Below are 23,187 nucleotides of genomic sequence, written 5' to 3'. Positions count from 1 at the left end.
GAGTTATGCGCGCCCCAGGATGGCGGCGCCGGTGCACAGGCCGCGGTCGTAATTGATCATCCCGAAACCGCTCACAAGTCCATGTTTTGCTTCGGGAATCTGCGTTTTCCCGGCTTGGTCTGTGACCTGTCGCAATGCTTGCACCAGGCCGAGAAAGCCGCCCGCGGCGCCCGCTTGGCCGACCGATAACTGCCCGCCCGAGGTGTTGAAAGGCAGCGTGCCGTCGATCGAAAAAGTGTTGCTGCGGATGAAGTTAGGGGCTTCGCCGTGGCCGCAGAATCCGAGGCCTTCGAATTGCAGGGCGTTGATCACCGGGTAGTCGTCGTAAGCCTCGAAGAAGTCGAGATCCTCAGGCCCGAGCATCGCCTGAGCATAAAGATCGTCGCGATCTTGCATCCATCCTCCGCGATCCTGAATCGGATCGTCCGGAAACGCATTGTGCCGTTCGATGGTGCCCAAGATGCGGGCATAGGGCAGGCCGAGCTGCCGCGCGTGATCCTCGGTGAGCACCAGGAAGCCTTCGGCGCCGGCGCACGGCATCACACAGTCGAACAGCTTCAGCGGATCGGAGATCTCGCGCGCGTTGAGATACTCCTCGAGCGTCAGCGGCTTCTTGAACAGCGCCAGCGGATTGCGCAGCGCATTGTCGCGCTGGGCGACGCAGAGCTTGCCGAAGTCTTCGGCCTTCGCGCCAAAGCGCTGCATGTAATGCGAGGTCAAAAGCGCGAAGCTCGCATTCGGCCCGCCCGATCCCAATGGATAAACGGCATCGCGGGCGAAGCGCGAAAAGTTCGCAAGATTTTGCCGGAAGGAATCGACATGATTGGTGTCGCCTGCGACGCAGGCCACGACATCGGCATCGCCGTTTTGCACAGCGCGGGCCGCGCGCCGCAACGCGATCACGCCACTGGCGCCCCCGAACGGCAGATGATCGAGCCAGCGCGGGCTGAAGCCGAGATGCTGCGTCAGTCCGACGGCCGTATCGGGAAACAACGTGAAGCTGGAGACGCCGAGGCCGTCGATCTGATCCTTCTTCAATCCGGACGATGTCAGCAGCGCCGCCAGTGCGCGCGCCAAAAACCAGTGCGCATCCTTCTCCGAGTAGCGGACGTAAGGGACCGTCACCGGCGAGGCGATGACCACACCATCATATCGCGCGCGCGTTCGGCTCATGCGACAGGCGTTCCGTCGTCGTTGCGGATCAGCATGACGATTTTGCCGCGCACATGTCCGGTCTCCGACATTTCATGGGCTTGCCGGAAATCGGTGATCGGCATGGTTTTCTCAACCGCTGAGCGCAAGTTGCCCGCGCCCATCATCTGCAGAAGCGACTCCAGGATCTCCCGCTTCGGCAGGATCGGCGCGGTCTTGACCGTGACGCCATATTCGGCGCTGCGATCGACGAACGGTTTGGCATTGAGACATACCATCAGGCCACCGCGCTTGAGCACTTTATAGCTGCGCTCATGCACGTCGCCGCCAATGACGTCCAGCACAATGTCGATATCGCTCACCTGCGTTTCGAACGGCGCCTGATCATAAGCGATCACGTTTGCACCAAGCGAGGCCACAAAATCGGCATTACGCTGCGAGCAGGTGGCGAAGACTTCAGCGCCGCGCGCGCGGGCGATCTGGATCGCAAACGTGCCAACGCCGCCGGCGCCTGCATGCACAAGAACGCGCATGCCTTTCGCGACATTGGCGATATCGACCAGCGGAATAAAGGCGCTGGTTCCGGCCAGCGGCATGGCGGCGGCATCGATGAGGGTCACATCGTCTGGCACGATCGCAAGGCCGGCGGCCGGCAGTGCGATCTGCTCCGTCCACGTTCCCTGTCCGCGCGGCGCGAAGAACGCAACGCGCTTGTCCATGAGCGTGGGATCAACATCTGGCCCAACACCGCGAACGATGCCTGCGCCATCGCGACCGGTCGTCGCAGGGAAGGTGAGGGGAAAGTTGGCTGCGACCAGTCCGGCCCGCACTTTCCAGTCCACCGGGTTCAGGCTGGCGGCGTAAACATCGACCAGAACTTCGCCAGCGCCGGGGTGCGGATGCTGCGCATCTCGCAAATGCAGCACGCCGGGGGCGCCATAGGTATCGAACTGAACCGCGCGCATGCTGACATTATCCTCACAATCGATGTCCTGAAGCCCAAAGCTGAGGCTTGACGGGCGAACAATAAAATACAGTATACTATTTCTAGCAAGGCTGGATTCCGGGGCGTCCAGACCTTTGCGGTTAACGGCGGGGTACCGATGCGTAGAAAGCCTGAGCCCTTTCCGGCAGCCACGTGCAAGACACTGCGCTCTGTGCGCAAGAACTGCACGCCGCGTCCGGGCTTACAGGCGCGTAACCTGGGCATGCAACTTGCAAACCCTTCTGTAAATCTGCGCATCGATCCGTGGGCTTAACCGCAAGCCAACAGCCAGCCACGCAATAAATCGGGAGAGGGATATTATTATGGGCAAAATGAATGATCTGACCAAACGTGAATTCGTGTCGCTGATGATGGGTTTGCCGGCGACAGCATTTCTTTCAAAGGTCGCAAACGCACAATCGCCGGACGCCCTGAACATCGCGTTCATGGCCGATGTCCAGAGCTGGGACCCCACATCGGTGACATTCCCGGTCGGTCAGTCGATTTATAAATGCGTCTTCGATTCTCCGTTGCATTATTCATCCGACCAGAAGCTGCAGCCGCGCCAGATCGTCTCGCGCAAATGGGTGGATGACAACTCTACCCGGCTCGAGATCACGCTGCGCGACGATATGTTCTTCCACGATGGTTCGAAGCTGACCACGGAAGATGTGAAATACAGCTGGGTCACGCGTCCGCACAAGGACAAGAAGCTGGCCATTGCCGGCCTTCTTCAGGATTTGAAGGACGTCGAGATCATTTCGCCGACGCAGGCCGTGCTGGTTTATTCCAAACCCTCGCCGTCCGCTGAATTCTATCTCGGCTTCCTCACTGTCTACATTCTCCCCAAGGCCTATCACGAGAAGGTCGGCGACGAAGGCTTCGTGGCCAAGCCGATCGGAGCAGGCCCCTACAAGCTGGTCGATTATCAGCGCGGTTCGCGCATCGTGCTCGAAGCCTTCGACAAGTATTGGGGCGGCGTGCCGTCGATCAAGAATGTGACCTTCCAGGCGCTGCCGGAAGCCTCGACGCGCGTTGCCGCGATCGAATCCGGCCGGGTCGATGTTGCTGTGCAATTGCCGTTCCGCGAAGCGGTGCGCCTGCAGAGCAAGCCGGAGCTTTCGGTCAATCTGTTCCCGCAGGCCGAAATCTACATGCTGCAGATTCCGAGCTATGTAGAGACGTATCAGAACAAGGATGTGCGCACCGCCCTGCACATGGCGATCGACAAGGCGGCTTTGGCCAAGGCGTTCTTCAACAATGTCGCAAAGCCGCTGCAGGTGCTGGCGACGCCAGGGTCAAGCGGCGATGTGCCCGGCTATAAATTCCCCTTCGATCGCAAGCGGGCGGCCGAAATCATGGAGAAGGCCGGTTTCAGCAAGGCGAAGCCGCTGCAGATGACCTTCCTCACGACCAACGGCACATTCCCGAACGACTATGAAATCGCACAGGCGATTGCCGCGATGTGGCGTCAGATCGGTGTGGACGTGAAAATCGAAGAGACCACGGTCGCCAAATATCTCGAACTCAACCACGGCGCCAAGCTGCCGGGCATCATGCTCTATAGCTGGGCCAACGCCACGGGAGATCCGGAAAACTATTCCGGCCGCATTCTCAACCCGGCGCTGCGTTTCTCGGCATGGAAGGAGCCGGCCAATGGCGAGCGCATCGCCAAACTGTTCGCCATGAAGCTCGGCGAGGAGCGGCTGGAAGGGTATCGCGCTCTCAACAAGGATGCATCGGAGAATTCCTGGAGCATTCCGCTGTTGCAGCCCGCCGCCAATGTCGTGACCAAGAAGACGGTCGATCTGCCGATCTACTCGCAGGGCTATATCCTGCCGGCGGAAGCCAAGCGGAAGGGGTAGCGCCGCGTCTCGGTTTATGTCGTCATTCCGGGGCGCGGGCTTTTAGGCCCGCGAACCCGGAATCCAGAGACCATTTCCGAGCACTTGACTGGATTCCGGGCTCGCGCCTTTCAGGCGCGCCCCGGAATGACCAACGGACATAGGCCCGCTCTGCGGGAATGACGGTTATATGTTCAAAGCTCTGATCAACGTCGCGGCAAGGCGCTTTGCGGGAGCCATCCCGACGGTGCTGCTGCTATCGATCGTCGTATTCTTCGTGTTGCGGGCATTGCCGGCTGATCCCTTGGCCATGCTGTTGCCGCCCAATGCCACGCAGGCCGACGCGGACGCGGTGCGGCATGCGCTCGGGCTCGATCGTTCGATCGTCGTTCAATATGTCATCTGGCTGCGCGACGCCTTGCATGGCAATCTCGGCACGTCGATTTCATTCCGTGAGCCGGTGACGCGGCTGCTTGCTAATTCACTGCCGGCGACGCTGGAATTGTCGTTTGCCGGACTGGCGCTGGCGCTGATCATCAGCATTCCGGGCGGGCTATTGCTCTACGGCACACGTGGCACCGTCATCGAGAATATTCTCGATGTGCTGGTGGTGTGCATGCTGTCGATCCCGGCCTTTCTGTGGGCGATTTTCCTGATGTTGGGCTTCGGCGTGATGCTGGGATGGCTGCCGTTTTCCGGCCGCGTCGATTCCGGCATCGTCATGCCGGCCGGTGGAACGGGCTTTCTGCTGATCGACTACATCATCACGTTCCAGTTCGGACATTGGCACAATGCCTTCCTGCATCTGATCCTGCCGGCATCGGCTTTGGCGCTCGGCTTCAGTCCGCTGGTCATTCGCGTGCTGCGCTCATCGCTTCTGGAAGCCTCCGACGATCATTACGTCACGGTCGCGCGTCAGCGCGGCCTGACCGAACAGCAGATCATCCTCAAACACATGCTGCGCAATTCGGCTTTGCCGACCATCACGCTGATCGGGGCGCAATTCGGCTTTCTGTTCGGCGGCACGCTGCTGGTGGAGACGATCTTCTCCTACCCCGGCATCGGCAATCTGATGGTCCAGGCTGTCCGAAATCACGACCTGCCGTTGATCCAGGGCATCGCGCTGGTGTTCTGCGTCATTACGCTGCTGATCAATACCGTGGTCGACATTCTCTATGTCGTTCTCAATCCCAAGCTGCGACGGGCCTGACATGCAGGAAACCGTATCCGTGCCCGTCACCGTGACTGCGCCAAAGCCGGCAACGAAAGCATCGTCACCGGTGATGGAGGCATTGCGCGGCGCCATCCGCTCGCCGAAGGTGGTTGTCGGCGCGATCATCGTCACGATCATGGTGACCTGCGCCTTGTTCGCCCCGCAGATCGCGCCGAACGATCCGGCCAATCAGGATCTCATCAATATGCTGCTGCCGCCGATGTGGGCGGCCGACGGCACGTCGCAATACCCGTTCGGCACCGACAGCCTCGGCCGCTGTATCCTGTCGCAGATGATCTATGGCGCGCGCGTCGCATTGCTGGTCGGGTTCGGCGCCGCCATCGGCGCGATGCTGCTCGGGACAACACTGGCGTTGCTCGCCGGTTATTTCGGCGGCTGGATCGACCGCATCATCAGCCATTTCGTCGACTTGTGGATGTCGCTGCCGCCGGTGGTGCTGTCGCTGACGCTGATGGTCGGCTTCGGCACCGGCATCGGCAATGTGATCCTGGCGATCGTGCTGGTGGACTGGACGCGTTTCTGCCGCGTGGTGCGCTCCGAGGTGATTGTCGTGCGGCGCAAGGATTTCGTTTCGGCCGCGCGGCTGCTGGGATTCGGCGATCTGCGGATCATCCTGCGCGAGATCCTGCCAAGCGTGGCGCCGCTGATCATCACGCTGTTCACGTTGCAGGTCGGGATCGGCGTGATCGTCGAGGCGATTTTGAGCTTCGTCGGCTTGAGCGTGCCGGCCGATGTGCCGGCCTGGGGCATGATGATCGCCGGCGCCCGCAACTACATGTATCAGGCGCCGTGGGGCATGATCCTGCCGATCATCGCCATCTTCGTCACCGTGCTTGGCTTCAACCTGCTCGGCGAAGGCTTGCGGGTGTCGCTCGATCCGCGCCTGCGCAAGCGGAGCCTGTGACATGAGCGTGTTGTCCTTCGACAAGGTGACGGTGACGGCGCGGATCGGCGGGCGCAACATCGAGGTGCTGCGCGATCTGTCATTCGATCTGGGACAGGACGAGATCATCGGCCTGGTCGGCGAATCCGGTGCCGGCAAGAGCATGATCGGCCGGACTGTTTCGGGACTTTTGCCGGACAACTTCTCGGTGTCGTCCGGCGATGTGCTGTTCGACGGCAAGAGCCTGCTCTCGCTCGGGAAGGCGGCGCGCCGCGCCTTGCTGGGGCGCAAGATCGCCTTCATTCCGCAGGAGCCGCTGAGTGCGCTCAATCCGGTGCGGACCATCGGCGCGCAATTCGGCGAACATCTGCAGCATCTTCGCATCGACAAGTCGCGCCGCCGCACGCTGATGATCGAGCGCCTGCAGCAGGTGCAGCTTCGCAATGCCGAAGAGGCGCTGCAGCGCTATCCGCATGAATTGTCCGGCGGCCAGTGCCAGCGCGTCTTGATCGCGATGGCCTTCGCCGGCGAGCCGACGCTGGTGGTGGCGGACGAGCCGACCACGGCGCTCGATGTGATGACGCAGGCGCAGATCGTGCGGCTGATCGCCGAGCAGCAGGCGGCGCATCATACGGCACTGCTGTTCATCACGCATGACCTGCGGCTCGCCGGCCATGTCTGCCGCAATGTCGGCGTGATGTATGCCGGCGATATGGTCGAATATGGCCCGGCGGCGGCGGTGCTGAAGGCGCCGTCGCATCCCTATACCAAGAGTTTGCTGGCGGCGATCCCGGACCTGACCGGTCCGCGCCGTGTGCTGCCGGCCTTGTCGGATCACATGCCGGGGATCGGCAGCTTTGCCGGTCTGCCCGGTTGTAGATTCGCGCCGCGCTGTTCGGTGAAGGATCCGTCCTGTGCGACCACGCGATTGCCGCCACGTCAGATCGGTGCCGGACATTGGGTGCGCTGTGCGGAGCGTTGCTCGGCTGGCGGGTCGGTGGAGGCGGGGGCGATTCTCGAACTGCCGGCGCTGGGCGAGGTGAAGTCGAAGCCTGCCGTGGCCTTCGAGAAGGTGCGGTTAAGCTATCAAGCCTCGCGCGGCTTTCTCGGGCTGCGGCGATCGCGGTTCGATGCGGTGAAGTCGGCGACCTTTTCGATCCGCGAGGGCGAGATCCTCGGCATCGTCGGCGAGAGCGGCAGCGGCAAGACCTCGGTCGGGCGGCTGATCGTCGGCCTCGAACAGCCGAGCGCCGGCAGCATCAGCATCGACGGTGAGGACTACGTGCAGGACGGCCGCATCATCCATCTGACGCGGCGCGATACGCAGCTCATTTTCCAAGACCCGCAATCGGCGCTCAATCCGCGCCGCAGCGTACTGCGATTGCTGACGCAGGCGCTGGAGGCGGGCGAGAGCTACAAGCCGGAAAGCGCGCGGCGGCCGTTTGCGGAAAATCTTTTGAAGGATATCGGCCTGCCGCCGGATTGCCTCGACCGGTTTCCGTCGCAATTGTCTGGCGGGCAGCGGCAGCGTGTGAATATCGGCCGCGCGCTTGGGGCGAAGCCGAAGCTTGTGGTCGCCGACGAGATCGTGTCCGGTCTCGATGTTTCGGTGCAGGCGCATATTCTCAACTGCCTGCTCGATCTCAATCGCCGTCACGGGCTGACGATGGTGTTCATCAGCCACGATCTCGCGGTGGTGCGCTATCTGTGCTCGCGCATCCTGATGATGCATGGCGGCGAGATTGTCGAGGAGGGGGACACCGAAGCGGTATTCGCGAATCCGCGCCATCCCTATACCAAAGCGCTGCTGGGTGCGGTGCCGCCCGACAACACCGATCAACCCTGGCCGCCCGTGTTGCAATGAGGATGAGACGATGACCAGCGCCTCAACCAAAGCCAAGCCGGCCGCAAAGCCGCAAGCCAAGCTCACGCAAGCCAAGGTTACACAAACCAAGGCTGTACAAAACAAAGCAATCCGAGCCAAGGAACCGCAGTCCGAGGCTTCGCAGATGAAGGTGCTGAAGCCGGCCAGCCTGCGCGAGCAGATCTATGATCATCTGCGCGAACGTATTCACGGCGGTCTCTTGACCTTCGATGACCGCTTGGTCGATGTCGATATCGCCAATAAGTTCGGCGTTTCACGGATGCCGGTGCGCGAAGCGCTGATGCAGCTCGTGCACGACGGCATGCTCGAAAGTACGACGCGCGGCTTCGTGCTGCGGCGCTACAGTGACAAGGAAATCGAGGAAATATTCGAGATCCGGCGTCTGCTGGAGCCAGCCGCGGCGACGATCGCTGCGAAGAACATGACCGTGGCCGCGCTCGAGACGATGGATGGCGCGATCAATGCCGGCATCAAGGCCAGCAAGGCGAACGACTTCGCGGCCTTCGTCATCGCCAATGCGACGTTCCGCAGGGCCTGGCTGGCGCAGGTGCCGAATGCACAACTGGTCGCGGCGCTGGCGCGTTACATCGATCATGTGCAGGTCATCCGACTGGTCACGCTATCGCAACGAAAGGTACGGGAGGATGTTCTGGAGCGATTGCGAGCGATCCACGACGCATTCCGGGCCGGCAAGGCGGACCGCGTGAGTACGCTGTTCAAGCAGCATGTGGATGCGGCGGTGCTGGCTTATCGGACCTATCGGAGGCCATGAGCGGGCGGACTTTGATTTGACAGCGGGAAACCCACCTCATAATCTGGATACAGTATACTGTTTGCGGATGAGGAGCTTGTAAATGCCGCAGGTCATCAACCCAATGTCCGACCCTGCCAATCAGGGCTTCAAGCTCGGTGTCTTCTCCGCGAATGCCGATCGCGGTCTGACGTTTTCGACAGTCCCGGAAGCCTGGAAGGCGGAATGGGACGACATTGCCGCTGCGGCGCAGATTGCCGATCGTGCCGGGATGGACTTCTTCCTGCCGATCGCGCGCTGGCGCGGTTATGGCGGCTCGACCAATGTGCGCGAATGGTCTTTCGAGACCTTCACCTGGGCGGCGGGCCTTGCGGCCATGACCGAGCGCATCGCGCTATTCATGACCGTCCATGTGCCGCTGCTGCATCCGCTCTATGCGGCAAAGGCGCTGGCGACCGTCGATCACATCAGCCATGGCCGCGCCGGGCTCAACATCGTCTGCGGCTGGAATCCGGACGAGTTCGACATGTTCGGTGTCACGCTGGTGAAGGACGCCTATGTGCAGGCCAAGGAATGGATCGACGTCATCGTCCAGACCTACAACAGCGACAAGCCGATCGACTTCAGCGGCGTGCATTACCAGTTGAAGGGGGCGGTCAGCCGTCCGGCCTCATTGCAGCGTCCGCGTCCGGTGACCATGAACGCCGCTTTCGGCCCTCCCGGCCGCGACTTCGCTGCGCAGAATTGCGATCATCTGTTCACGAGCTTCACCGATCTTGAGGTTGGCAAAGGACACATCGCTGACATCAAGGGCCGTGCAGAAAAGTTCGGTCGCGAGGTCGGCGTGTTCACGATTGGTCATGTCGTCTGCCGCCCGACGCAAAGCGAGGCAGAAGACTATTACGATTATTACTCGCGGCAGAATATCGATGAAGAAGCTGTCGCCTATCACATGCAGCAGAAGAAGAATTTCAGCCACAGCCACGAGGACGAAGCGTTCAAGCAATACAAGCAGCGTTTCTCGGCGGGCACCGGCAGCTATCCACTGGTCGGCACGCCGGACCATGTGGCGAGCGAATTGGCGAAATTCGCAGGCGCGGGCTTCAACGGCGCAGCCTTGTCATTCGTCAATTACAAGAACGAACTGCCGTATTTCTGCGAGACCGTGATCCCGCGGCTGAAGGAAGCGGGCCTGCGTGCATGATGGTGTTGACGACCTCATGAGCATTGTTGAAAGCCTGAAAGAACGTTTTGAGCCATCGGCACGCGTCGTCCCCGAAATGCTGAAACGGCAGGCGGCACGCCATGGCGACAAGCCGTTATTCGTGTGCGACGGCACGACCTGGAGTTATGCGCAGGTTGCCGACATCGCGGCGCGCAGCGGTGGGCGCTTTGCGCAGGCCGGAATGAAAAAGGGCGATCGCGTCGCGATCGTTTGCGGAAACCGGACTGAATTCATCGCATTGTTTCTCGGCTGTGCGTGGATCGGAGCGGTGTCGGTGCCGATCAATGTTGCGGCGCGCGGGCCGCAACTGGAACATATGCTACGGACCAGCGGCGCACGGCTGCTGGTCCTCGAAAGCGAATGGCTGCCGGCGCTTGAGTTTGTCGATTTCTCCGGTCTTGCGGTGGAAGCGATCTGGATCATCGATCCGGTGGCCGATGCGCCGTCACTGCATCAGTCAGTGCCCGTTCGCAAGCTGCCGGAGCTTGCCGCGCCTGTTCCGGCCGCTTCCTTGAAGCCGCATGATTTCCTCACCATCCTGTTCACGTCAGGCACGACGGGGCCGTCGAAAGGCGTGTGCGCGCCGCATGCGCAATATTTCTGGTGGGGCTATTATTGCGCGCGCCAGCTTGGCCTGCGTGAAGGCGATGTGCTGCACACCACCTTGCCGCTCTTTCACGTCAACGCGCTCGGCACGTTCTTCCAGGCCCTGTTGACCGGCTCAACCCAAGTCGTCGAGAAGCGCTTGTCAGTCTCGAATTTCTGGTCGGCGCTCGTCGCCTCCGGGGCAACGGTGACGTATGTGCTCGGCGCGATGGTGCCGATGCTGCTGTCGCGTCCGCCGAGCGAAGATGAGCGCCGTCATAAGGTGCGCTGCGCGCTTGCGCCCGGCGTGCCGGCGCATCTGCATGAGATCTTCACTGAGCGCAGCGGCATCGTTTTGCTGGATGGTTATGGTGCGACCGAAAGCAATGCCGTGATCGGGGCGACCATGGAGACACGCCGCCCGGGCTGGATCGGCAAGCTGGCGGAAGGTTTCCAGGCCCGCATCGTCGATGACGAAGACAACGATGTGCCGGACAACACGCCAGGCGAATTGTTGCTCCGCGGCGATGAGCCATTCTCGATGGCGTCCGGTTATTTCGGCATGCCGGAAAAGACTGTCGAAGCCTGGCGCAATCTTTGGCTGCATACCGGCGATCGCGTGGTGCGTAATGAAGAGGGCTATTACAAATTCATCGACCGGATGAAGGATACGATCCGCCGCCGGGGCGAGAATATTTCGTCGTTCGAGGTGGAGCGGGTGATCATGTCGCATCCGGCGGTGGAGATCGCTGCTGTATTTCCGGTGCCTTCTGAGCTGGCCGAGGACGAGGTGATGACGACGGTGGTTGTCAAGGACGGCGCGACGCTGAATGGCGAAGACCTTGTACGCTTCTGCGAGGGCCGGCTGTCCTATTTCGCCATTCCGCGGTTTGTGGAATTCGCGAGCGACCTGCCGCGCACCGAAAGCGGCAAAGTGCAGAAATTCAAGTTGCGCGAGCGGGGCCGGTCGGCGGACACTTGGGACCGCGAGGCGGCGGGGATCAAGGTGAAGCGGTAGTAATGTCTATCAACACATCGACTGATCGCCACCCATTGATCCGTCATCCTGAGGTGCGAGCCGCTATAGCGGCGAGCCTCGAAGGATGAACGGCCCGGCATAGCGGTTTTTGGCCCGCCGCCCTTCGAGGCTCGATGCTTCGCATCAAGCGCCTCAGGGTGACGGGGGACGGTTTGGCGTTCTTGGGTGGAGTAAGTACGCATGGCGATTTCCTGGTTCTGCCAATGGGACGCGAAAGACGGCCAATCGCCAACGCTCGATGAGCACGATCATCAGGGGCTGCTCGCCTTCCTGCGTGGCTGTCCGCGACTGATCGAAGGCCATGTGATGACGCCGGTGCATGCGCACGATCCGCATTACGCGGCCGAGTTGCACACATCGCCGGCTTTGGTGTTGCAACTCGAATTTGCCGAGATTGCCGATCTCGAAAACAGCTTGCGTCCGCACGGCTATCTGCAAGCGCTGGCGCATCCTGACCTTTTGCCAAGTCTCGAAGGGACAAAGGCAAGCCACCACGCGATGCTGACGCGCCGCTATCCGGTGGCCGAGCCGGTGAAGGGTGAGCGCCCCGATGGTCTTCTGAGCTATCTGGTCGAGTACGAAGGCCCGGCCAAAGACGAGAATGCCTGGCATCTCTTCTATGTCGAAGGACATCCGCCGCTGCTGGCGAAATTCCCCGGCATCCGCAAGATCGAAATCTACACACCCGCGGTTGTGATCTCGGCTTTACCATTCTCCGTGCGCAGGACCATGCAGCGAAACAAGACCGTCTTCGACAGCCCCGAGGCAATGAACGCGGCAATGGCAAGCCCTGTGCGCGCGGCCCTGCGGCGCGACTTCCACAACTTTCCCGCGTTCGAGGGGACGGCTGCGCATTATCCGTTCCGCACAATCTCCGTGCAGGGCGAACGCTATCCGCAGCGGCGCGATTAAGGTTAAGTCTTTGTGGGATCACCGGCGGCAAGACAAAATGAACACCTGTCCGCGCAATTGGCTAGACTATCGGAAAGTACAAAAGCTGGGCGTCAACAGGGTGTTTGCCGCATGATGGATTTAAGAGCCGTTGTGCGCATGTTTTGGAGTTCGCGATGTCAGGCGTGACCTTGCCCCTGCGTCACCGGATCGGCCAGAGCGAGCCGCTCGGCTTGTTCTGGATGTCGCTCGGATCTCCCGCGGTGATCGAACTGGCGGCGCAAGCCGCTCCCGACGCGATCGTCATCGATGCCCAGCATGGGCTTTGGGATCGTCTGTCGATCGAACACGCCATCGGCATCGCGTCAAAAACGGCGCCGGTGCTGGTCCGGGTTGCCGAGAACTCCGCCAATGCGATCGGGCAGGCGCTGGATGCCGGCGCCGAAGGCGTGATCGTGCCCCTGATCGAAACCGATGAAGAGGCGGCAGCGGCCGTCGCTGCCGCGCGCTTTCCACCGGAAGGTGTGCGCTCGGGCGGCGGCGTTCGTCCCTTGGGGCGCGATTTCGGCGCCTATTACATGAACGCGATGCAGCATACGATCGTCGGTGTGATGATCGAGACCCTGCGCGGGGTGCGTCATGCGGCGGCGATCGCCAATACGCCTGGCGTCGATTTCGTGCTGATCGGCACCGGCGATCTTGCGGTCTCGCTCAACGGATTTCCGCGGGCGGATGCTCGGCATGGCGATGCCTGCAACACCATCATGCAGGCCTGCAAAACGGTCGGTATCCCGTGCGGTATTTTCACCGGCAATACAGATGCGGCGATTGCGCGCCGCGACGACGGCTATCCGATTGTGGTGGCGGCCAACGATATCGAGGTTGTCGCTGGCGGCTTTGCAAAAGCCATGAAACAATTCAGCAGCGTGTCCGATGCGAAGCCCGCGGGCATCGCGCACGCCGCATCGGCCTCCGCCGGATATCTATCCAACGAACTCGCTTCTCTCGCCAACGAGATCGGCTCTCAATCCAATGAAGGGGATGACGACGTGTCTGACCTGCTGCTGAAATTCGCCTCTCATATCGCCGACGGCAAGATCCGTGTTGTTGACATGACGCAGACGCTGAAGCCGTCGACGCCGGTGATCCAGCTGCCGCCGCCGCTGGCGCAATCCAATCCGTTCCGCACATCGGAGATTTCGCGCTACGACGAGCGCGGGCCCGCCTGGTATTGGAACAACATTTCCTGCGGCGAACATACCGGTACGCATTTCGATGCGCCGGCCCATTGGGTCACCGGCCAGCATTATCCCGACGGTTACACAGACACGGTGTCGGTACAGCGTTTCGTTGCACCTGCCGTGGTGATCGATTGCAGCAAGGAAGCGGCGGCGGATGAGAAATTCCTGCTGGAGCCGTCGCATATCGAGGCGTGGGAAGGAAAGCATGGCCGCATTCCGGACGGCGCCTGGGTGCTGATGCGCACCGACTGGTCGAAGCGCGAGGATCCCGCGCGCTTCCTCAATATGAAAGAAGACGGCCCGCATGTGCCGGGCCCTTCGGCGGCGGCGGTGACGTTCCTCGTGCAGCAGCGCAACGTCAATGGCTGGGGCGTGGAAGCGGTCGGCACCGATGCGGGCCTCGCCTTCGCGTTCGAGCCGGCATTCCCGGCGCATCACCTGATGCATGGTGCCAACAAGTTCGGTCTTGCGAGCCTCTGCAATCTCGATCAATTGCCGCCGACCGGCGCGGTGCTGGTGACGGCGCCGCTGAAGATCGAGAAGGGCTCGGGCAGCCCGTTGCGCGTTTTGGCGCTGGTTCCGGCGTGACGAAGCCGAGGGCCTGAGACCGGGCTCCGGCTTTGATTCCATCAAAGCCGGAAACGCTTTAGAACGGCACCACCAGCCCGTCCATGGGCGCATCGGCGTTGACGAGATCGACCTTCTTGAACGCGATGCGGATCGCATCATCGATCAAGACGAGGTCATGCAGATAGGTGCCGGCGAACAGGCGCTGTTCTTCGCGCCGATATTCCACCATCACGAATTTCGAACGCACTTTGGTCACGCCATTCACAGCGCTTTCGATCGTCACGTTGGTGACGATGCGGCTGGTGCGCGAGCGCGGCTCCTGCGAATAGATTTTCGGGCTCGACAGCCGGCGCACGCGAGTCTCGAGCAAGCGCCGGTCGTCATACATCAGCGACACGGTATCGAGCGGGCTCTTCTGGTTCGGCTCGCTCGGCACCCAGTAATGCGCCTCGGGCGTGAACAGTGCCAGCCATTCGTCGAACCGCGCCTCGTCAAGCAGGCGCGCCTCGTTGATCAGGAAGTCCTCGCAATCGGCGCGCGACAAACTGACCGACGAAGCCTTCTTCAATGCCGCGGTGTTCATGCGCTTTCCTTCATCGCCTGTGCCGCGCCGGCCTTGTCGCCGAGCATATAACCGCGCCAGGCCTCGAACATGTTGCGGATATAGACTTCGCTGGTCGAGTTCTTGCCCTTCAGGCCGCCGAACTCGTCGCGCACGTCGCTGTGGTAGCCGCGGCCGACCTCGATCCATTCGGCGCCGTCGCTATGCAGGCCGATGCCGATGCGGTTGTAGATTTCGAGATCGTCGGTCAGCACCAGCGAGCCGGTGCCGTTGACGATGTTGGCAAAGCTGATGGTGTTGCGGAACATCTGCTCCGGCGCGCCCTTGAGCCTGAAGCAATAGGTGTTCACGACGGTGCGGTTGACGCTGATCGGGTGCACGACGCGCAACTGCTGGAACTGGCTCATGAAGGACAGGTTCGGATAGAGGTTCGAATTCCAGCGGCGCACTTCGAGAATGCGCTTGACCTCGTCCTTGCCCTTCTTCGCTTCCAGGATGCCGATATAGTCGCGGAACAGCGGGTCTTCCATCGAGGCGACAAGCTTTTTGTCGTCGTGATAATCGCCCAGATAGCTGTGGCCGTTCGGATAGGTCCAGATGCCGACCTGATTTTCCCAGAACGAGTAGGGCGCTCCGTTCTGTCGCATCTGCCGGATGGCGATTTCGCCGGTGCCGTCGGAATAGACATCGTCGCTCTGCTGCTGCGCGGCGTCGATCGATGATCGGTGCGTGAACCAGGGATGCGCGGCGTCGCAGAGGTTTTCGAGATAGAGTTTCCAGTTGGCGTTATAGGCGTGACGGAAGACGCCGCCGGCCATTTCGATCTCGCCGTCGGGCGCGCGGTCGATCATGTCGTCGATCGATGTCGCCATATGGCCGAGATAATCGGTGAGGCTCTGGCCGTCTTTCGCCTGGCTGATGAAGATGAAGCCGCGATAGCTCTCGACCCGCGGCACCTGCGTCATCGATGTGCGCGGATTCTTTGTATCGAAATCCGAAGGATAGCCGTGATTGAGCGGCACGGCCTTCAGGCGGCCGTCGAGGTGATAGGTCCAGCCGTGATAGACGCACTGGAATTCCTTGGCGTGTCCGCAATCGGACGCCACCACCATAGCACCGCGATGTGCGCATTGATTGTGCAGAACCCGCAGCTTGCCGGTGTCATCGCGCGTGACCACCATCGCCTTGCGGCCGACCTGCGTCAGAAAATAATCGCCGGGATTGCGTACCTGGCTCTCATGTCCAACGTAAAGCCAGGCCACACCAAAAATGCGTTCCATCTCCAGTTCGAAAATCGCCGGGTCGGTATATAGTCGGCGGTGAACGCGCGCGGGTTGAACTGCGCTGGAAAGGTCGTCGACGGAATATGCCTGCATGGCCTGATCTCCGGTGAGGACCGCTAGGCGAGGGGGCGCCGCAGCCAGTTTGGAATTAAACGATACTGCATAGTATCGTTTGCGGCAAGGAGGAGTCGTGACGATCGCGATGGAAAAATCTCATGTCCCCAGCCGGCCTGTCACAAGCCGTCCCGGCCTGTCGGACAAAAAGCGTGAAGCGATCCTGCAGGGCGCCAAGGCTGCATTTCTGAAAGAGGGCTTTGGCGGCGCCAGCATGGATCAGGTGGCGGCTTTGGCGGGGGTGTCGAAGATGACGGTCTACCGGCACTTCGGCAGCAAGGAAGAATTGTTCGCCGGGGTCATCACCGACTTGTGCCAGTTCATCGTCGCGGAAGATCTCGACGCGATCTTTGCGCAGGAGCCGCAGCAGGCGTTGCGTGCCTTCGCCCGCAAGATGACCGATATCGTGTTTGAACCGGATACGGCGGAGCTGCATCGCATCGTCATTGCGGAAAGCCGACGTTTCCCGAAACTCGGCCAGCTCTTCTATCAGACGGGCCCGCAAGCCTGTATCGATGCGCTGGAGGCGTATTTCATACGCCACAACGGCAATCCGAGTCTCAAGGTCAACGATCCACGCCGCTCAGCGGAAGAGTTTCTCGAATTGCTGCGCGGCTATTCGCATCTGAAGATGCTGCTGGGCATCGAGAAAAAGCCGACCAAGCAAGATGTCGATGTGCGGATCGAAAGCGCGGTAAGGCATATTTTGGGGTGAGGGTGTTTTCACCCTCCCCTGGAGGGGGAGGGTCGCTGTGAGCGAAGCGAACAGCGGGGTGGGGTGATTTTCAAAAGCTTCACCCCACCCCGTCTCGCATTTCACTTCGTTCAATGCTCGCCGACCCTCCCCCTCCAGGGGAGGGTAAAGACTAAACCCCGCCCATCGCGCGCCGCGGCAGGTAATGCAGCACGCGCTGTTCGAGCAGCACCACCAGGAAATAGGCTACGCTGCCGACGAGTGTCAGCAGGATGATGGTCACGAACACCATCGGCGTGTTGCCCTGGCCTTCGCCGAAGGAGAGAAGAAAGCCCAGCCCCGAATTGCCGCCGACCAGTTCGCCGACCACCACGCCGACCACGGCGAGTGTCGAGCCGATGCGAAGACCCGCGAACAGCGGTGGCAGCGACGCCGGGAATTCGATCTTCCAGAAAATCTGCGCGCGCGATGCCTTGAACGAGCGCGCCAGATTGATCAGGTCTGGATCGACATTGCGCACCGCCGTCAGCACATTGATCATGATCGGGAAGAACACGATCAGGATCGCCACCAGGATCTTCGGATAGATGGTGAAGCCCATCCACAGGATGAACAGCGGCGCGAACGCCACTTTCGGCGCGATCTGCAAGGCTAAGATATAGGGCGAGAGCGCAAACTCGGCGGTCGGCGACATGCCCAGGGCATAGCCGATCACCATGCCGAGCAGGCTGCCGAGCGCGAACCCGACCAGGACTTCGAACGCGGTGATGCCGGTGTGGAAGGGCAGCGCGCTCACCCCCCACATGCGGATGAATTCCTTGTAGACCATCGACAGCGGCGGGACGATGAAGGTCGGGACATTCAGCAAGCCCGGGCCCCATTCCCAGGCGGCGAGAAACACCACAAGCAGGATCAGGCTCGCGACCGTGCCGCGGCGGACAAGGATAGAACGTTCAGCGTCGGTCATGCGGTCGCCTTGAGTGCCTGGTCGTCCAGCGTCGGATGACCGATATCGAGTTTTTCCATCAGCCGTTCGATATAGCCGACGACTTTCGGATCGTTGCGCCGCTTCAGCGGCTGATCGCGATCGGGAATATCGATCTTGATCTCGTCGATGATCTTGCCGGGGCGCCGGCTCATCACCAGCACGCGATCGGACAGGATCACCGCTTCAAGGAGATCATGGGTGATCAGCAAAGCTGTCTTCTTTGCCGTCATCAATGTTTGCGCGAGATCGTGCTGCAGCATGATGCGGGTCTGCGCATCGACCGCGGAAAAGGGCTCGTCCAGCAACAGCACCGACGGATCGACGGCCAGCGTGCGCGCCAAGGCCGCGCGTTGCCGCATGCCGCCGGACAATTGATGCGGGTAGCGTTCGCCGAAGCCGCCGAGCTTGAAGGCGTCCAGCAAATCGCGGGCCTTCTGCCGGCTCTTGGCCTTATCGAGTTTGCGGATTTCGGCGCCCAGCATCACGTTTTGTTCGATCGTCCGCCAGGGCAGCAGCAGGTCCTTTTGCAGCATGAAGGCGACATGCGAGTTCGGCCCTTCGACCCGCTCGCCGTCGACGTAAGCGTCGCCGATGCTGGGTGCATAGAGGCCTGCTCCGATATTGAGCAATGTGCTCTTGCCGCAGCCACTGGGCCCGATCAGGGACACAACCTCGCCGTCGTCGAGGGCAATGTCGACGTCCTCGATGGCCGTGAAGACAGCGCCTTTCGCACCTGCGAAGCGCATCGTAACCTTGCGATATTCAAGACGTTTCATGGGCCTGTTCATACGGCGATGGGAGCAACATCCGGACCAGTTGTTGATAAATTCTTGGGCGGACGCCCAAGTAGCATCTGACGAGACTGGAGAGTATAGTAAGACAAATTGAAAGCTGTCACGCTTTTCGACGTGCGGGACGTTTTCTGAACCACGAGAGGGGATTTCTATGATTGGGTTGAAGCGTTCTTCCACAGCGCGGCGGGTTGCGCACGTCACGCTCGCTGCCGTATTTGCGGCCGGCCTGACGATGACGAGCGCGGTAGCGCAGGAAAAGGTGACCTATCTGTTTCCGGCACCGCCGATCCTTCCGTCGTTCGCGCCGCTGCAGCTCGCCAAGGGCAAGGGCTATTTCAAGGACGAAGGCCTTGACGTCGATTTCCAGGTGGCGCGCGGCGGCGTTGAAGTGGCCAAGCAGGTCGGCGCCGGCAACGCGCAGATCGGCGGCATCGTCGGCGACGGGCCGATCATGGTGCGCGGCAATGGCGTGCCGGTGAAGATCGTCGCCATGTTCGGCGGCAAGGGCTTCATGCAGACGGTGGTGCGCGAGGATTCCGGCGTCAGCAAGCCGGTGGACCTCAAGGGCAAGACCATCACTGTCCTGTCGTATCAGGACACGACCTTCTATGCGCTGCTGGGACTGCTCGCGAGCGTCGGCCTGACGCAGAACGATGTGAACATCCAGGCGGCCGGTCCGACCGGCGTGTGGGAATCGGTGGCCACCGGCAAGTCGGTCGGCATGGCCGGCGTGCCCGACTGGATCGCACTCGTGGAAGCGACCGGCACCAAGATCAAGATCATCCCGACCGACGAATTCTTCCCGCATATGGCGCAGGGCATTGCGGTGTCGGACAAGATGATCAAGGACAACCCGGAGATGATCCAGAAATTCGTGCGCGCGGCGATGCGCGGCATGAAGGACGTGATGGATAATCCCAACCAGGCGGCTGAGGACTTCGTCAAGTTCGTGCCGGAATGGAAGGGCAAGGAGCCGGTGGTGAAGGCGGCGCTGAACTATTTCCAGAAGCTGGTCTATGTCGACCAGAAGCGTCTCGGCGAAATCAACGGCGACCGCCTGGCCAAGCTGCAGGACTTCTATCTGGAAAAGGGCATCATCCAGAAGAAGACGCCGGTCGATGAGCTCTATACCAACCAGTTCATCAAGTAACTGGTATTGACCTTCGTCATGGCCGGGCATAGCCGTCAAAGACGGCGTCGTTGACGCCTTATGTCCCGGCCATGACAGCGTCGAAATACAAAGAAACGATTCAGACAATCGACATGCCCGAAAAGCGTCACGCAGAAGTCGTCGGTGGTGGGTTTGCAGGTCTCGCAGCCGCATGTGCCCTGGCAAAGCATGGCTGGAGCGTGCGCGTGCACGAGCGCGCCGATCAGTTGCGGCCCTCCGGTGCCGGCATCTACATCTACGAGAATGGGCTGCGTGTTCTGGAAACGCTCGGTGCCTATGACGAGGCGGTACAGGGCGCGCCCTTCGCGCATACGCGCGAGATGCGCGACGAGAATAATAACGTCCTGTCTGTGCATCGCTGGGACCCGTCGAAGCGCGTGTTCAGCATCAAGCGCCAGCAGGTCATCACCGCGCTGGCGAATGCCGCACGGCGGCTCGGTGTCGAGATCGCGCTGGGTTCGGAAGCCATCGGTGCAACACCGGATGGCACGCTGGTCATGGCGGACGGACGCACGCTGAAGGCCGATCTGATCGTTGCCGGCGATGGCGTCAATTCGAAGATTCGCGACAGCCTCGAGCTTGTGGCCAAGCGGCGCGCTTTGCCCGATGGTGCGATCCGCGTGTTGATCGACAAGACGCCCGAAGAGATCGCATCCGGCGATGGCGGTACCACGATCGAAAACTGGTCGGGGAGCCTTCGCATCCTCTACACGCCGGTCAGCCCGACCGAAGTCTATATCGCGTTGACGATGCTGGATGCCGACAAGCGCGCGACGCAGACGCCGATCGACAAGGACTACTGGAAAAAGGCATTCCCGCACTGGAGCGATCTGATCGACCGCATCGGCGATCAGGGCCGCTATGATCGTTTCGAATATATCCGCTTGAAGTCGTGGTCGTCCGGCAAAGTCGCCGTTCTTGGCGATGCCGCGCACGCGCTGCCGCCGAATATCGGGCAGGGGGCTGGCTGCTCGATGATGAATGCGCTGGCGCTGGCGGTGTTTCTCGATCGCGAGCCGGACATGGCCAAGGCGCTCACCGCGTGGGAGCGCAATGAGCGGCCAATGACCGAACACACGCAGCGGATTTCGGTGTTCCTTGGATTGCCGACGACATGGCCATCGCCATTGCGCCGCGCGTTCCTGACGCTTGCTGGAAAATCCAAATGGATGGTCGCGCAGCGCACCAAGACGGCGCGCCATGTTCCGACCGGAACGTGAACGCTGGACGTCAGTTTTCGGCCTGACGAACTGGATTTTGGGCGGCAAACGGTTGGTAGACGATGGCTGAGACGTCAATGACAGCCATGGTGTCGATGCGTCCCGGCGCCCCGCTGGAGCGCGTCGAACGGCCATTGCCACATCCGGGCGTTGGCGAACTGCTTGTTCGGGTCGAAGCCTGCGCCGTCTGCCGCACCGATCTCCATGTGATCGACGATGAATTGCCAGCGGTGAAAAGGCCGATCGTTCCGGGACACGAAATCGTTGGCCGTGTCGAAGCGCTCGGTCCATCGACGGACGGTTTTCAGATCGGCCAGCGCGTCGGCATTCCGTGGCTTGGCCACACCTGCGGACATTGCGCTTATTGCCGTGCCGATCGCGAAAACCTCTGCGACGATCCGGAATTCACCGGCTATACGCGCGATGGCGGATTTGCGACGCATGTTGCCGCGCACTCGGATTTCGTGCTCGATCTCAGCGATTATCCAGATCCGGTCGCGACAGCGCCGCTCCTGTGCGCGGGCCTGATCGGATGGCGGTCTCTTGTTGCCGCAGGACCGGGCAGGGCTGTCGGATTATTTGGCTTTGGCGCTGCTGCGCACATCATCGCGCAGGTGGGCCGATGGCAAGGCCGACGCGTTTATGCGTTTACGCGCACAGGCGACAACGCGGCGCAGGATCTCGCGCGTTCGCTCGGCGCTGTCTGGGCCGGTGCGTCGATGGACACGCCGCCGGAACTCCTCGATTGCGCCATCATCTTCGCGCCAGCCGGCGAACTCGTGCCGCGCGCGCTGAAGCTCGTGAAAAAGGGCGGCCGCGTCGTCTGCGGCGGCATTCACATGAGCGATATTCCGTCATTTCCCTATCGCGATCTCTGGGAGGAGCGGGAGATCGTGTCGGTGGCCAACCTCACGCGCAAGGACGGCCATGAATTTCTGTCGGTTGCGAAACAGGCGGGCGTGACGGTGCATACGACATCTTATCCGCTCACCGCCGCGAACGACGCCATCGCCGATCTTCGGTCAGGCCGGCTCGTCGGCGCGGCCGTGCTGGTGCCGTGAGGTATCGTTTCGCAGCAGCGAGTGACGAACGAAGAGAGCGCGGCATATCCCCTGCTTGATTCAAACACACGCACGGTGTGCTCCCTCCCCCTTTCAGGGGGAGGTAAGGTTCCTCCTACTTCGCCGGCGCGAGCGTCTTCTCGTCTTCGTGCTTCTGCTCGATATAGCTGTCGGTGCCGGTCCAGCCGTGCTTGGAGATATCGAACACGACGCCGTCGTGATCCTTGAACTTGCGCTCGAAATTGCCGTGCTTGGCGTCGCCGAAGTCGAAGAAGAACTTGCCGCCGGCGCTGTCGATCTTGCCTTCGGTGGCCTTGAGGTCGGTGACCTGGAAGCCGCAATGGTTCGGCCCGGACACAATCTCGTTCTCCGGCTTGTTCGGATGAATCAGCGCGAGATTGGTGACGCCGTCGCTGAGATAGATCGCCGAGCCCATCGGCTGATGATCGTAGCCGAGGAATTTCAGGCCGAACACCGTCTGGTAGAATTCCGACTGCTTCTCCAGTTGCTTCACCGTCAGGGCGAAATGCTTGATCCGGCCTGAAAGGGCTTCCGGCGTCACCAGAACCTCGTCGAGAAACGCATGCGCCGGATCGGACTTGATTTTGCGGCCGTCGGTGCCGACCCAGCCATTCTCCGAAATGTCGAAGATGATGCCTTCGGGGTCCTTGAACTTGCGTTCGAAATTGCCCTTCCGCTCGTCGCCGAGATCGAAGAAGAACCTGCCGCCGTTCTGTTCGATCAGCGCCTGCGTCTCCTTCATGCTGTCGACCTGGAAGCCGAAATGGTTCGGACCGATCTGGCCTTCGGCTTTGTCGCCAAAATCATGGCCTTCCGTGCCGACGAAGTTCAGGAGTGCGAGGTTGATGGTGCCGTCGCCCATATAGACCGCCGAGCCGATCGACAGATCCTCGCGGCCGTGCCGTTTCATGCCGAACACGTCGCCGTAGAACTTCGCCGACTTGTCGAGGTCGCTGACGCAGATTGCAAAATGGCGCAGCCGGGGCATGGGACT

General features: G+C 61.2%; 20 protein-coding genes. 13 read left to right on the top strand and 7 right to left on the bottom strand.

Features of this window, described 5'->3' with window-relative positions:
* Nucleotides 1-3: 3 nt before the first annotated feature.
* Nucleotides 4-1,173 (bottom strand): thiolase family protein, encoded by a 1,170-nt coding sequence (locus tag CAK95_RS27425; RefSeq protein ID WP_086090845.1) that lies wholly within the window; start codon nt 1,171-1,173, stop codon nt 4-6.
* Nucleotides 1,170-2,117 (bottom strand): NADP-dependent oxidoreductase, encoded by a 948-nt coding sequence (locus CAK95_RS27420; RefSeq protein WP_086090844.1) that lies wholly within the window; start codon nt 2,115-2,117, stop codon nt 1,170-1,172. The genes CAK95_RS27425 and CAK95_RS27420 overlap by 4 nt, the downstream gene beginning before the upstream one ends.
* A 343-nt stretch (nt 2,118-2,460) precedes the next feature.
* Between CAK95_RS27420 and CAK95_RS27415 the strand changes: the two genes are divergently transcribed.
* From CAK95_RS27415 to CAK95_RS30325, 9 genes are all read left to right on the top strand, one after another.
* The gene (locus CAK95_RS27415) at nt 2,461-4,002 is read left to right on the top strand and encodes an ABC transporter substrate-binding protein (protein ID WP_086090843.1); all 1,542 of its coding nucleotides are present in this window, start codon (nt 2,461-2,463) and stop codon (nt 4,000-4,002) included.
* A 169-nt stretch (nt 4,003-4,171) separates the two neighbouring features.
* Nucleotides 4,172-5,191, top strand: a complete 1,020-nt coding sequence (locus CAK95_RS27410; RefSeq protein WP_086090842.1) for an ABC transporter permease — start codon at nt 4,172-4,174, stop codon at nt 5,189-5,191.
* 1 nt (nt 5,192) lies between these two features.
* Nucleotides 5,193-6,119, top strand: coding sequence for an ABC transporter permease (locus tag CAK95_RS27405; RefSeq protein ID WP_086090841.1), 927 nt, complete (start codon nt 5,193-5,195; stop codon nt 6,117-6,119).
* Nucleotide 6,120: 1 nt separating this feature from the next.
* The gene (locus CAK95_RS27400; protein ID WP_086090840.1) at nt 6,121-7,962 is read left to right on the top strand and encodes a dipeptide ABC transporter ATP-binding protein; all 1,842 of its coding nucleotides are present in this window, start codon (nt 6,121-6,123) and stop codon (nt 7,960-7,962) included.
* Nucleotides 7,963-7,972: 10 nt separating this feature from the next.
* Nucleotides 7,973-8,755 (top strand): GntR family transcriptional regulator, encoded by a 783-nt coding sequence (locus CAK95_RS27395; protein WP_086090839.1) that lies wholly within the window; start codon nt 7,973-7,975, stop codon nt 8,753-8,755.
* An 82-nt stretch (nt 8,756-8,837) separates the two neighbouring features.
* Nucleotides 8,838-9,938: an LLM class flavin-dependent oxidoreductase gene (locus CAK95_RS27390; RefSeq protein ID WP_245303544.1), complete on the top strand. Its 1,101-nt coding sequence runs from the start codon at nt 8,838-8,840 to the stop codon at nt 9,936-9,938.
* A 16-nt stretch (nt 9,939-9,954) separates the two neighbouring features.
* Nucleotides 9,955-11,562: an ATP-dependent acyl-CoA ligase gene (locus tag CAK95_RS27385; protein WP_086091695.1), complete on the top strand. Its 1,608-nt coding sequence runs from the start codon at nt 9,955-9,957 to the stop codon at nt 11,560-11,562.
* A 201-nt stretch (nt 11,563-11,763) separates the two neighbouring features.
* On the top strand, nt 11,764-12,495 hold the full coding sequence (locus CAK95_RS27380) for an EthD family reductase (protein ID WP_086090838.1): 732 nt from the start codon (nt 11,764-11,766) through the stop codon (nt 12,493-12,495).
* A 155-nt stretch (nt 12,496-12,650) separates the two neighbouring features.
* Nucleotides 12,651-14,303 (top strand): aldolase/citrate lyase family protein, encoded by a 1,653-nt coding sequence (locus CAK95_RS30325; RefSeq protein WP_086090837.1) that lies wholly within the window; start codon nt 12,651-12,653, stop codon nt 14,301-14,303.
* 58 nt (nt 14,304-14,361) lie between these two features.
* Here CAK95_RS30325 and CAK95_RS27370 read toward each other — a convergent pair whose 3' ends face one another.
* Nucleotides 14,362-14,868 (bottom strand): aromatic-ring-hydroxylating dioxygenase subunit beta, encoded by a 507-nt coding sequence (locus tag CAK95_RS27370; protein ID WP_086090836.1) that lies wholly within the window; start codon nt 14,866-14,868, stop codon nt 14,362-14,364.
* Nucleotides 14,865-16,223, bottom strand: a complete 1,359-nt coding sequence (locus tag CAK95_RS27365) for an aromatic ring-hydroxylating oxygenase subunit alpha (protein WP_086090835.1) — start codon at nt 16,221-16,223, stop codon at nt 14,865-14,867. The genes CAK95_RS27370 and CAK95_RS27365 overlap by 4 nt, the downstream gene beginning before the upstream one ends.
* 97 nt (nt 16,224-16,320) lie before the next feature.
* On the opposite strand from CAK95_RS27365, the gene CAK95_RS27360 reads away from it, so the two are divergent.
* Complete coding sequence (locus CAK95_RS27360) at nt 16,321-16,959, top strand: TetR/AcrR family transcriptional regulator (protein ID WP_086090834.1); 639 nt, start codon at nt 16,321-16,323, stop codon at nt 16,957-16,959.
* 151 nt (nt 16,960-17,110) lie between these two features.
* Here CAK95_RS27360 and CAK95_RS27355 read toward each other — a convergent pair whose 3' ends face one another.
* Together CAK95_RS27355 and CAK95_RS27350 are read right to left on the bottom strand one after the other, a co-directional pair.
* Nucleotides 17,111-17,905: an ABC transporter permease gene (locus CAK95_RS27355; protein WP_086090833.1), complete on the bottom strand. Its 795-nt coding sequence runs from the start codon at nt 17,903-17,905 to the stop codon at nt 17,111-17,113.
* Nucleotides 17,902-18,702, bottom strand: coding sequence for an ABC transporter ATP-binding protein (locus CAK95_RS27350; protein WP_086090832.1), 801 nt, complete (start codon nt 18,700-18,702; stop codon nt 17,902-17,904). Before CAK95_RS27350 ends, CAK95_RS27355 begins: the two co-directional genes overlap by 4 nt.
* Nucleotides 18,703-18,871: 169 nt before the next feature.
* Here CAK95_RS27350 and CAK95_RS27345 point away from each other — a divergent pair, with 169 nt between their 5' ends.
* The 3 genes from CAK95_RS27345 to CAK95_RS27335 all read left to right on the top strand — a co-directional run bounded on the left by CAK95_RS27345 (nt 18,872) and on the right by CAK95_RS27335 (nt 22,172).
* Nucleotides 18,872-19,870, top strand: a complete 999-nt coding sequence (locus CAK95_RS27345) for an ABC transporter substrate-binding protein (RefSeq protein WP_086090831.1) — start codon at nt 18,872-18,874, stop codon at nt 19,868-19,870.
* 113 nt (nt 19,871-19,983) lie between these two features.
* Nucleotides 19,984-21,111 (top strand): FAD-dependent oxidoreductase, encoded by a 1,128-nt coding sequence (locus tag CAK95_RS27340; RefSeq protein ID WP_086091694.1) that lies wholly within the window; start codon nt 19,984-19,986, stop codon nt 21,109-21,111.
* Nucleotides 21,112-21,188: 77 nt separating this feature from the next.
* The gene (locus CAK95_RS27335; protein WP_086090830.1) at nt 21,189-22,172 is read left to right on the top strand and encodes a zinc-dependent alcohol dehydrogenase family protein; all 984 of its coding nucleotides are present in this window, start codon (nt 21,189-21,191) and stop codon (nt 22,170-22,172) included.
* Nucleotides 22,173-22,287: 115 nt separating this feature from the next.
* Here the strand turns inward: CAK95_RS27335 and CAK95_RS27330 are convergent, their stop codons facing one another.
* The gene (locus CAK95_RS27330) at nt 22,288-23,181 is read right to left on the bottom strand and encodes a VOC family protein (protein WP_183044190.1); all 894 of its coding nucleotides are present in this window, start codon (nt 23,179-23,181) and stop codon (nt 22,288-22,290) included.
* Nucleotides 23,182-23,187: the final 6 nt, after the last annotated feature.

The sequence above is a fragment of the Pseudorhodoplanes sinuspersici genome (assembly GCF_002119765.1).
In the GTDB taxonomy this organism is placed as follows: domain Bacteria; phylum Pseudomonadota; class Alphaproteobacteria; order Rhizobiales; family Xanthobacteraceae; genus Pseudorhodoplanes; species Pseudorhodoplanes sinuspersici.
The sequence above is the reverse complement of the archived record's forward strand: the minus strand, read 5'-3'. Positions and strand labels throughout refer to the sequence as shown.